Consider the following 11,108-nt stretch of genomic DNA (forward strand, 5'->3'; position numbering starts at 1 on the left):
TGACAGATGACAAGGTTTTTCCTGTTTGTACAAAGGTTGAACAATTTAACCTCCGTCACACTTTCAAAAAAAATCACACAGTAAATCAATCATCTGAGCTTCATTACTCAAGTTAAAACAACGTTTTAAATATTAAGCAACAGCTTTTTACATTTGTTACGAGTTTGTGATAACGCTCAAATACCGCACAACAAAAAATAGGATAAAGTGCATTCACTGGCGAAGACCTCACACCGGCACGTCATGCATCCCTATCATTTAAAAGCTTATTCAGACATTTTTCAAAATGAACCGGCAACGCCTCTGCGCCCGTCCTGTTCGATACTTGTTCACATTTATCTTTCCCTTACCGAGTACCCTGGAGACAAACTGATGAAAATGCAAAAAGCACTTCTCAGCCTTTGCCTGAGTTCCGCGACCCTCTTATTTACGCATGGCGTGTCAGCACAAACGCTGAAAGCCGCCGACGTGCATCCGCAAGGCTATCCCAACGTGGTCGCCGTCCAGCACATGGGCGAAAAACTGCAAAAGCAAACAGACGGACGCCTCGAAATTAAAACGTTTCCGGGCGGCGTGCTGGGAGATGAAAAGCAGGAAATTGAACAGGCGCAGCTCGGTGCGCTGGATATCATCCGTGTGTCGATGACGCCGGTTGCTTCGATTTTGCCAGAAATTAATGTCTTCACCCTGCCCTATATTTTCCGCGACGAAGACCATATGCACAAAGTGCTCGACGGTCAGATCGGTAAAGAAATCGGCGATAAAATCACCAACAACCCGAATTCACGACTGGTTTTTCTCGGCTGGATGGATGGCGGGACGCGTAACCTGATCACCAAAAAACCGGTGGTGAAACCGGAAGATTTGCACGGCATGAAAATCCGCGTACAGGGCAGTCCGATTGCGCTGGCAACGCTGAAAGCGATGGGTGCCAATCCGGTGGCGATGGGCGTCAGTGAAGTGTTCAGCGGCATGCAGACCGGCGTCATTGACGGCACCGAAAACAACCCGCCAACCTTTGTCGCCCATAACTACCTGCCGGTAGTGAAAAACTACACCTACAGCCGCCATTTCATCATCCCAGAGCTGTTCCTGTATTCAAAAGTGAAATGGGACAAACTGAAACCGGAAGACCAGCAGTTAATCCTCAAACTGGCGAAAGAAGCACAGGACGAACAGCGCGAACTGTGGAAAGCCTATAACGAGAAAGCCCTCGCCACGATGAAAGCGGGCGGCGTGAAATTCTATGAGATTGACCCCGCGACGTATGTCAAAGCCACGCAATCCGTGCGCGATGAATTCGGCAAAGACCATCAGGATCTGATGCAGCAAATCGCTGACGTGAAGTAAACCCTGACACCGGCAGCCTGCGGGCTGCTTCTTTCTGATCTTTCGCCGGGGGATTTATGGTTTCGAGTTATCACACCCTGATGGACATTCTTTACCGCTGCGCGATGTGGATCGCGGGCATCGCGTTGCTGCTGATGGTGGCGGTGATCCCGGTTGGGATCTTTGCCCGTTACGTGATGAACAGCGCCCTGTCGTGGCCGGAGCCGATCGCGATTATGTGCATGGTGACGTTCACCTTTATCGGAGCCGCTGTCAGTTACCGCGCTGGTTCACACATCGTCGTTGCGATGGTCACTGACCGCCTGCCACCTGCGCTGAAAAAATTTTCTGCCCTGCTGGCTGACCTGATGATGCTGGCCATCAGCGTGTTTATTTTCTGGTACAGCCTGCAATTGTGCAGTGAACTCTGGCAACAGCCGGTGGCGGAATTCCCGCTGCTGACCGCCGGACAGACCTATCTGCCGCTACCTATAGGTTCTGCACTGACGTTGTTATTCATCATTGAGCAGATCATTGCCGGCCCGCAACATCAGCGGCCTGTGGTGATGCTGGGCAATTCTGACGCCTGACCGGAGCCTGTTATGGATGCATTAATCTTGTTGTTAACGCTGGCAGTGATGCTGGCGATTGGCGTGCCGGTCGCTTACGCCGTCGGGCTGAGCGCGCTGGCAGGAGCCTGGTGGATTGACCTGCCGTTTGAAGCGCTGATGATCCAGCTGACCAACGGCGTGAACAAATTTTCACTGCTGGCGATCCCGTTCTTTATTCTGGCAGGCGCGATCATGGCCGAAGGAGGGATCGCCCGCAGGCTGGTCAGTTTTGCCTACATCTTTGTCGGGTTTATCCGCGGCGGGCTGTCGCTGGTGAACATTGTGGCCTCAACCTTTTTTGGCGCGATCTCCGGTTCTTCCGTGGCGGATACCGCCTCAATCGGCTCGGTGATGATCCCGGAAATGGAGAAGAAAGGTTATCCGCGTGACTTTGCGGCGGCAGTCACCGCCAGCGGCTCGGTACAGGCGATCCTGACGCCACCCAGCCACAACTCGGTGATTTACTCGCTGGCGACCGGCGGTACGGTGTCGATTGCCGCGCTGTTCATCGCCGGTATTTTGCCCGGTTTACTGCTCAGCCTGACGCTGATGGTGATGTGCGTGGTGTTTGCTCACAAACGCGGTTACCCGAAAGGTGAGCGCGTGCCGTTCCGCCAGGCGCTGAAGATTTTTATCGACACGCTGTGGGGGCTGATGACCATCGTGATCATCATGGGCGGCATTCTCAGCGGAATATTTACCGCGACGGAATCCGCAGCGATCGCGTGTTTGTGGTCATTCTTCGTCACCATGTTTATCTACCGCGATTACAAGTGGAGCGAACTACCGAAACTGATGTATCGCACGGTGAAAACCGTCAGCATCGTGATGATCCTGATAGGGTTTGCCGCCAGTTTTGGCGCAGTCATGACTTACATGCAGTTGCCGATGCGCATCACCGAATTCTTCACCTCGATCTCTGACAACAAGTACGTGATCCTTATGTGGATCAACATCATGCTGCTGGTGATCGGCACACTGATGGACATGGCGCCGATCATCCTGATCCTGACGCCGGTGCTGTTGCCGGTGGTGTTATCGCTCGGCATCGACCCGGTGCATTTCGGCATGATCATGCTGGTGAATCTGGGGATTGGCCTGATCACCCCGCCGGTCGGCTCGGTGCTGTTTGTGGCCAGCGCGGTGAGTAAACAGAGCATCGAAAAAGTGGTGAAAGCCATGCTGCCGTTCTACTGCGTGCTGTTCGTGGTGCTGATGCTGGTGACCTATATTCCGACCATTTCGCTGTTCCTGCCCAAACTGTTTGGCGTTTATACCGGCTGATGCCCAAAACTCGTTTCTCCCTTGCCCGTCGTGACGACGGGCTTTTTTTTGGCCGTGCTGCTGAAATTTTCTCATCCACCCGCCAAAAGCCTGATCCCTGAAATTCATCATGTTAAGTTAATGACATATCGGCGGATGCAGAGAGCACCGCGCTATAAAACAGGGTGAAATACGGATTATGTCGTCTAAGAAAATTGAAACCGCGCTGGTCAGCGCCGGACGGGACAAGAAATTCACGCAGGGTTCAGTGAATGCCGTGATCCAGCGCGCCTCATCGCTGGTGTTTGAAACCGTGGCGGATAAAAAACACGCCACCGCTAACCGCGCCAACGGCGAACTATTTTACGGTCGTCGTGGCACCCTGACGCATTTCTCATTCCAGGAAGCGATGGTGGAGCTGGAAGGCGGCGCAGGTTGCGCGCTGTATCCTTGTGGTGCGGCGGCAGTCAGTAACGCCGTACTCTCATTTGTCAGCAGCGGCGACCACATTCTGGTGGCCGGTTCAGCCTACGAACCGACGCAGGATTTCTGCGAAAAAGTGCTGAAAAAACTCGGCGTATCCACCACCTATTTTCCGGCCAATATCGGCGCGGGGTTAGGCTCGCTGATGCAACCCAACACCAGAGTGGTGTTCCTGGAATCGCCGGGTTCAATCACCCTGGAAGTCCCGGACATTCCGGCGATGGTGAAAGCCGTGCGGGCCGTGAATCCGGACGTCGTCATCATGATCGACAACACATGGGCGGCGGGCATTCTGTTTAAAGCGCTGGAATTCGATATCGATATTTCGATTCAGGCAGGCACCAAATATATCGTCGGTCATTCTGATGCGATGATTGGCACCGCCGTTTCTAATGAACGTTGCTGGGAGCAACTGCGGGAACACTCATATCTGATGGGCCAGATGGTCGATGCTGATACCGCGTATGTCGCCAGCCGCGGTTTACGCACCATGGGCGTGCGGCTGAAACAGCATGCAGAAAGCAGTCTCCGCATTGCGCGGTGGCTGGCAGAGCGGCCGGAAGTGGCGGTGGTCAACCATCCGGCATTACCCGGCAGCAAAGGCCATGAATTCTGGAAACGTGATTTCAGCGGCAGTTGCGGCCTGTTCTCTTTCGTGCTGAAACAGCGCCTGAGCAAACAGCAACTTTCCGACTATCTCGATCACTTCGCACATTTCAGCATGGCCTATTCCTGGGGCGGTTTTGAATCACTGGTTTTAGCCAATCAGCCGGAAGAAATTCAGGCGATACGTCCGGCAGAAACCGTGGATTTCAGCGGTACTCTGGTGCGGTTGCATATCGGGCTGGAAAATTGTGACGACCTGATCGCCGATCTTTCAACAGCCTTTGAACGGATTGCGACATCCTGAACCGCACAGATTGCGACACACCGCGCAGATCGGTAAGGTGTGTGACGTATTTTCGTTCGCAAAATGAGAATAATCTGTAAGCTCTACTTTTAGCTCCGGTAAGTTTACGCCGGAGCATTCTGTCTTTTTCACAATGTCCTCAGATCAACGTCTTCCGGCGCAAATCGCGGTACACTGGTAAGTGACAGTTTTTAATGAACAGAAACAGGACAGAATATGGCAGTTATTTGCGACATTTTTCATGCGCTCTGGCGACATGATTTTATTATGCTCGCCGACCCGAAACTTCTCTGGGTTATTTACGCTGTTCTGTTCGCCACGCTTTTTCTCGAAAACGGACTGCTTCCCGCCGCTTTCCTGCCCGGCGACAGCTTATTGCTGCTGACCGGCGCGCTTATCGCCAAAGGCGTCATGAGCTTCTTCCCGACCCTGATTATCCTGGTGACCGCTGCCAGCCTGGGCTGCTGGCTGAGCTATATTCAGGGGCGCTGGCTCGGACATACCCGCTTGGTAAAAGGCTGGCTGTTACAGCTTCCGGCGCATTATCATCAGCGCGCACATCAGATGTTTACCCAACACGGGCTGATGGCTTTACTGGTGGGCCGTTTTCTGGCGTTTATCCGCACCCTGCTGCCGACGATGGCGGGCATCTCCGGTCTGAACAATGCCCGCTTCCAGTTCTTCAACTGGCTGAGCGCCATTTTGTGGGTCGGCGGAGTAATCACCATCGGTTTTGCGCTGAGCCACATTCCGGTGGTTAAACGCCATGAAGATCAGGTTATGGCGGGGCTGATGATTTTACCGGTTCTGTTGCTGGTGATGGGGCTGGCTGGCGGACTGGTGGTGGTGTGGAAGAAACGCAAATGCCGGGCCTGAACACGCGGTTCAGGCTTTAAATGCCACATCGGCTAACGCCAGCACACCGGAACTCCCTTCGCGCAGACGTGCCATCTCATCACTCGGCGTGACGCCAAAATAGCGCTTAAATTCACGACTGAATTGTGACGCGCTTTCATACCCGACCTGCAGTGCCGCCACACTGGCTTTCACACCATCAAAAATCATCAGCGTACGCGCACGATGCAGGCGATAGGTTTTCAGATACTGCAGCGGCGACGTGCTGGTCACGGCTTTGAAGTTATGGTGAAACGCAGAAATACTCATGTTCACTTCGCTGGCCAGCGCTTCCACACTAAGATTGTCGGCGTACTGCGCTTCAATCCGGCGCAGGGATTTAGCAATCTGGCTGAAATGGGTATGACGGTTGACCAGCGCCTGTAACGCCCCGCCATTTTCGCTGGTCAGAACAAAGAACAGGATTTCGCGGATAATCTTCGGCCCAAGAATGCGGGCATGCAGCGGTTTATCCATCACATCCAGCAGACGCTCTGTGGCACACAGAATATCGCCATCCAGCACGCCGGAGTTGATACCGGTTGAAGGTTCTTTCTGACGCACCACGCTTTCGTCGCCCATATCCATCAGTAAATCCTGCAACATCAGGTTATCAATACTGATCTGGATACCGGCCAGCGGCTCTTCGGGGCTGCTGAACGTTTCACATTCGAAAGGCAACGGCACGGTCAGCATCAGATAATTGTGCGGATCGTAGGAAAAGGTTTTCTTGCCCAGATAACCGACTTTGCGTCCCTGAAAAAGGATCACGATGCCGGGATTGTACAAAACCGGCTGGCGCGGATGGTAACGCGTGGTGTACATCAGCGTCACCTGCGGTACCGCCGACGGCGTCAGGTTTTTATCTCCGCTGAGCCGGGCGACTCTGGCTGCCATGCGGGTGCACAGGCTGTTCACGTTTTCCATCATTCCGCTCCACACATTCATTAAACTGACATTGATTTTGCCATAACACCCTACGTTCCTACAGAGAGAAGCAGAATCAGGCAAGACTCTCGCAGAAATGGGCATCATCCTGTTGCGCATTTTCTCTTACAGTTAATGTCGCCTTCCGCAGGGGGACACACCTGCATAAACGCGATGAACTGCTAGTCTGTATGAACGCACTTTTCATTCGCTGATCGTGAGCGACCTTCGTTCGCCGATTCATTTTTCTGATAACTTCTTATTTCAATTCATTATTTGTCTAACCCGAAAGTTCGGAGGATTGTATGTCTGCACCTGTTGCTGCTGAAAACACCTTTAACGCCTGGGCCGCTGCCGGCCCGAACCAGCCACTGGAAGCATTTGCTTTCGACGCTGGTCCGATTGGCGATGAAGAAATTGAAGTCGCGATTGATTACTGCGGCGTCTGTCATTCAGATCTGTCTATGCTCAATAATGACTGGGGTATCACGCAGTATCCGTTCGTACCAGGCCATGAAGTGGTCGGTAAAATCGTCAAAATAGGTAATCATGCGCAAAACAAAGGGCTGAAAGTCGGCCAGATTGTCGGCGTGGGCTGGAACCGTGGCAGTTGCATGCATTGCCATCCTTGTATGTCCGGCGATCAGCACCTTTGTCATGACGTGGAAGCCACCATCATCGGCCATCACGGCGGCTTCGCTGACCGCATCCGCAGCCACTGGGCGTGGGCGATCCCGCTGCCGGAAGGCGTGGATATCACCAGTGCCGGTCCGCTGTTCTGTGGCGGTATCACCGTCTTCAACCCGCTGCTGCAGTTTGGCGTACTGCCAACTCACCGCGTCGGTGTGATTGGTATCGGCGGTTTAGGTCATATGGCGCTGCGCTTCCTGAATGCATGGGGCTGCGAAGTCACCGCCTTTACGTCATCACTGGCTAAACGTGACGAAGCGATTTCACTTGGCGCGCACCGCGTTATCGCCACCCGAGACAGCGAAGAACTGAAGAAAATCGCCGGTCAGTTGGACTTTATTATGGTGACCGCCAATGCCTCGCTGGACTGGGACGCCATTCTCGGCGCGCTGGCACCCAAAGGCCGTCTGCACTTTGTGGGGGTGGTGCCCGAAGCCGTACCGCTGCATGTGATGGCGCTTATCAGCAAACAGGCAGAAATTTCCGGTTCACCGACCGGTGCCCCTTCCCGTCTTGCCGACATGCTGGCGTTCTGCGCCCGTCATGGCATTACCCCGCAGGTTGAGCACTTCCCGCTGAGTAAAATCAATGACGCGGTGGAGCATCTGCATGAAGGGAAAGCGCGCTACCGCGTGGTACTGGATATGCATGCTTAGGTATTTTTTACACTTAAAATAAGTAGCCTGCTCAGCAAGATGCCGTTTCGTTAACTAGACTTAACGTCAATCCCTACACGGTGCCCGTGCATTCCGGCGGGCACTCTGCCCTGAAAGGAGAAACTCATGGCAACGCAACCCATCATCAAACTTCACGATGGCAATCTGATGCCTCAGTTAGGACTTGGCGTATGGAAAGCCAGTAATCAGGAAGCCACCAGTGCGGTGAAAACGGCGATTGAAACCGGCTATCGCCACATCGATACCGCCGCCATCTACAAAAATGAGGAAGGCGTCGGCGAAGCAATTGCTGCTAACCTGGTTCCGCGTGAAGAGCTGTTTATTACCACTAAGCTGTGGAATGACGATCAGCTTAACGCGCCACAGGCGCTGGAAACCAGCCTTAAAAAGCTGAAAACTGATTATGTCGACTTGTACCTGATCCACTGGCCACAACCGGCCCAGGGGCATTACGTCGATGCCTGGAAAGCCCTGCTGAAACTCAAAGAGCAAGGGTTGGCGAAAAGTGTCGGCGTATGTAATTTCCCGCTGCAACACTTACAGAAGCTGAAAGACGAAACCGGTATTTTCCCTGCTGTGAATCAGATTGAGTTACACCCGCTGATGCAACAGCGCCAGTTGCACACCTGGAATGCCACCCACACCATCGCCACTGAATCCTGGAGCCCGCTGGCGCAGGGCGGCGAAGGGGTATTTGATCAGCCGCTGATCCAGAAACTGGCAGAAAAATATGACAAAACACCTGCGCAGATTGTCATCCGCTGGCATCTGGATAACGGACTGATTGTTATCCCGAAATCGGTGACACCTAAACGTATTCGTGAAAACTTCGACGTGTTTGACTTTAAACTGGAGAAGGAAGAACTGGCGGAAGTCACCAAGCTGGATAAAGAGCACCGTCTGGGGCCGGATCCGGAAAAAGGCCTGTAAGCCATTCAGTCAATGTCATAACGCAAAAACCCGCCATGGCGGGTTTTTTATGTAGCAGAACAACGTTACATCGACGGCTGAACCAGCATATTTCCCGCTGAACCACGGTCAGCCAGTTCCAGCGCTCCGCTGCGGTAGACAAACGGGAAATGCTCATAGGAAGGCTGATTGAAATACACCAGTAATTCGACATCGCCATCCACCCAGACCGTGTCTTTGAATCCGGCATCTTCCACCAGCGGTGCCGCACCGTTGACGCTTTTCACCAGGAAGGACACGCCTTCTGCATGGAATGTCTGCGGCATGTCCGCATGAACGGTCCAGCGTTCCCATGTGCCCTGTTGCGCAGTCAGGTCGATACGGTTGATATCCCACATCGCGCCGTTGATTCCCGGCTCACTGTCACCGAGACGCAAATCACGGGTGCGGACAACGTTACCGGAGAGGATCTGATCGGCCAGCAAACGCATCGGCAGATTATCCGTCACCAGCGGCAACAAGCCGGTCGGTTTCAGCGTCAACACGATCGTCGACACCAGAATGCTCGAGGGTTCAAACAGGCCACGCAGTCTGTCCATCACGCCTGCGGCTTCACCGGCAGTAATCGACACTTCTTCGCCCTGCGACATATCCACCAGCACTTCGCGGCGTTCTCCCGGTCCGAGCGACAGACGTTTAACAGTCATTGGCGCAGGCAGAAAACCAAGATCGGAAGCCACGACGTGGAACGCGCGGTTATCAGTCATGCTCAGTTCGTAACGGCGGGCATTCGATGCATTCAGCAGGCGCAGACGCACCCAGCCTCGCGAAACCTCGACATAAGGGCTTTGCACACCGTTTACCAGCATGGTGTCACCGAAGAACCCGCCTGACGCTGGCGTGTCATATTGCGGCACACCGAACCCATCCAGACGCTTGTCCTGAATGATAATCGGGAAATCATCCACGCCGTAGTGATTCGGTAACGGCAGATTCTTGCTGACTTCATCCTCAACAATCCACATCCCCGCCAGCCCGTTATAAACGTGTGGCGCCATGCGGTTGGGGGTATTGGCGTGATACCAGCAGGTGGCCGCCGCCTGACGAATAGGCAATACCGGAGACCAGTCCACGCCTGGCTGCATCAGACGCGCTGCGCCACCGGTTAACGTTCCTGGTTCAAGCAGGCCGCTGACGGTCATAGAAACCGGTTCAGCCAGACGGTTGCTGTAAATAAGTTTGACGTCATCGCCGCTGTGCACTTTGACGGTCGGGCCGAGGTACATGCCATTAATGCCCCAGACCGGTGCCTTTGCGCCCCCCAGGAATGACCAGTGCGCGGCCTGCAACGTCAGAAACAGCGGTTGCCCGCGGCGCGATTCAAGCAACGGGGGAACAGGTAATGCCGGTTGCGAACCACTCGCTTCTGCTTTTAAAGGCAGAGCACCTGCGGCAAGAGCCACGCCGGAGGCTTGCAGGAACGAGCGACGACTGAGTGACATATCTTCTCCATGAAAACGAACCATAAACTGTATTGAACGCCGCCGCCATCAATGGCAGCGGGAAGAATCCCCGTCATACTTCAGGCTGCAGGTGCGTTGGCAACTCGAATTATTTAGTGGATTTATAAATAGTATTATTTTTTTGCGGCGGCTTCGCGCTGTGCCACTTCGGCATCCAGTTCGGCGATTTTGTCCGCCATGATCTGACGGCAATGCTCAGACAATTCACGCAGGCGTTCTTTGGTGTAACCACTGGTGTCGATCGGTGGCAAAATTTCGACAATCACCAGCCCGTTAGACCAGCGGTTTAATTTCACCTTGTTGCTGGTGTTCGATACACAAATCGGCACAATCGGCACGCCGGCAGCAATCGCCGCATGGAAAGCGCCGGTTTTGAATGGCATCAGACCACGACCACGGCTGCGCGTCCCTTCGGGGAACATCCAGATCGACAGATTCTTTTTCTTAATCTGGGCCACCACCTGAGAAATAGTACCGTGCGCTTTGGCGCGATTATCACGGTCAATCAGCAGGTTGCCCGTCAGCCAGTAAAGCTGACCAAAGAACGGGATCCAGGCCAGGCTTTTCTTGCCAACGGTCACCGTTCCTGGCATGACGACGGACGAAGCCGTCACCATGTCGTAATTGTTTTGATGGTTGGCAATATAAATACAGTTGCCGTTATTCACTGCTTCTGCAGGAATACGTTTTTCAACACGAAGACCAAATACCGGTGCCAGACGACCAAACAGCTTACCGAAAGTCGACACATGTTTCGGGTTCCGCGGACTGAAAAGACAGTAGATGCAACCAAAGACACTGACCAGAATCGAGTAAATCACCACGATAATCAGACGCAAAATAAATAACATAACATCCTCTTAAAACTACAGCCGAAGCCGGTAAGAAACCT

The 11,108-nt window shown here is 53.5% G+C and carries 10 protein-coding genes; 7 read left to right on the forward strand and 3 right to left on the reverse strand.

The annotated features are described in order from the left end of the window. The first annotated feature begins 372 nt into the window (after positions 1-372). From GW591_RS20705 to GW591_RS20725, 5 genes are all read left to right on the forward strand, one after another. On the forward strand, positions 373-1,350 hold the full coding sequence (locus tag GW591_RS20705) for a TRAP transporter substrate-binding protein (RefSeq protein WP_013573981.1): 978 nt from the start codon (positions 373-375) through the stop codon (positions 1,348-1,350). A 56-nt stretch (positions 1,351-1,406) separates the two neighbouring features. Continuing rightward, a complete protein-coding gene (locus GW591_RS20710) occupies positions 1,407-1,919 on the forward strand; it encodes a TRAP transporter small permease (protein WP_013573980.1) in 513 nt (170 codons plus the stop codon). Between the two features lie 12 nt (positions 1,920-1,931). Next, positions 1,932-3,224, forward strand: a complete 1,293-nt coding sequence (locus GW591_RS20715; protein WP_013573979.1) for a TRAP transporter large permease — start codon at positions 1,932-1,934, stop codon at positions 3,222-3,224. A 178-nt stretch (positions 3,225-3,402) separates the two neighbouring features. Next, the gene (gene metC / locus GW591_RS20720) at positions 3,403-4,596 is read left to right on the forward strand and encodes a cystathionine beta-lyase (protein ID WP_166861328.1); all 1,194 of its coding nucleotides are present in this window, start codon (positions 3,403-3,405) and stop codon (positions 4,594-4,596) included. A gap of 216 nt (positions 4,597-4,812) precedes the next feature. After that, a complete protein-coding gene (locus GW591_RS20725) occupies positions 4,813-5,472 on the forward strand; it encodes a DedA family protein (protein ID WP_013573977.1) in 660 nt (219 codons plus the stop codon). A 9-nt stretch (positions 5,473-5,481) separates the two neighbouring features. Here GW591_RS20725 and GW591_RS20730 read toward each other — a convergent pair whose 3' ends face one another. Further along, positions 5,482-6,417: an AraC family transcriptional regulator gene (locus tag GW591_RS20730; protein WP_013573976.1), complete on the reverse strand. Its 936-nt coding sequence runs from the start codon at positions 6,415-6,417 to the stop codon at positions 5,482-5,484. Between the two features lie 305 nt (positions 6,418-6,722). Here GW591_RS20730 and ahr point away from each other — a divergent pair, with 305 nt between their 5' ends. Together ahr and dkgA are read left to right on the forward strand one after the other, a co-directional pair. Further along, on the forward strand, positions 6,723-7,763 hold the full coding sequence (ahr, locus tag GW591_RS20735) for an NADPH-dependent aldehyde reductase Ahr (protein ID WP_013573975.1): 1,041 nt from the start codon (positions 6,723-6,725) through the stop codon (positions 7,761-7,763). A gap of 126 nt (positions 7,764-7,889) precedes the next feature. Next, entirely contained in the window at positions 7,890-8,714 is an 825-nt protein-coding gene (gene dkgA / locus GW591_RS20740; protein ID WP_013573974.1) for a 2,5-didehydrogluconate reductase DkgA, read from the forward strand. Positions 8,715-8,779: 65 nt separating this feature from the next. Here the strand turns inward: dkgA and ftsP are convergent, their stop codons facing one another. Beyond that, positions 8,780-10,195 carry a cell division protein FtsP gene (ftsP, locus tag GW591_RS20745; protein WP_013573973.1) on the reverse strand — a complete coding sequence of 472 codons (1,416 nt, stop codon included), beginning with the start codon at positions 10,193-10,195 and terminating at the stop codon, positions 8,780-8,782. Between the two features lie 134 nt (positions 10,196-10,329). After that, the gene (locus tag GW591_RS20750; RefSeq protein ID WP_013573972.1) at positions 10,330-11,067 is read right to left on the reverse strand and encodes a 1-acylglycerol-3-phosphate O-acyltransferase; all 738 of its coding nucleotides are present in this window, start codon (positions 11,065-11,067) and stop codon (positions 10,330-10,332) included. Positions 11,068-11,108 lie beyond the last annotated feature (41 nt).

Origin of the sequence: Rahnella aceris, assembly GCF_011684115.1 — a bacterium.
GTDB classification, from domain to species: domain Bacteria; phylum Pseudomonadota; class Gammaproteobacteria; order Enterobacterales; family Enterobacteriaceae; genus Rahnella; species Rahnella aceris.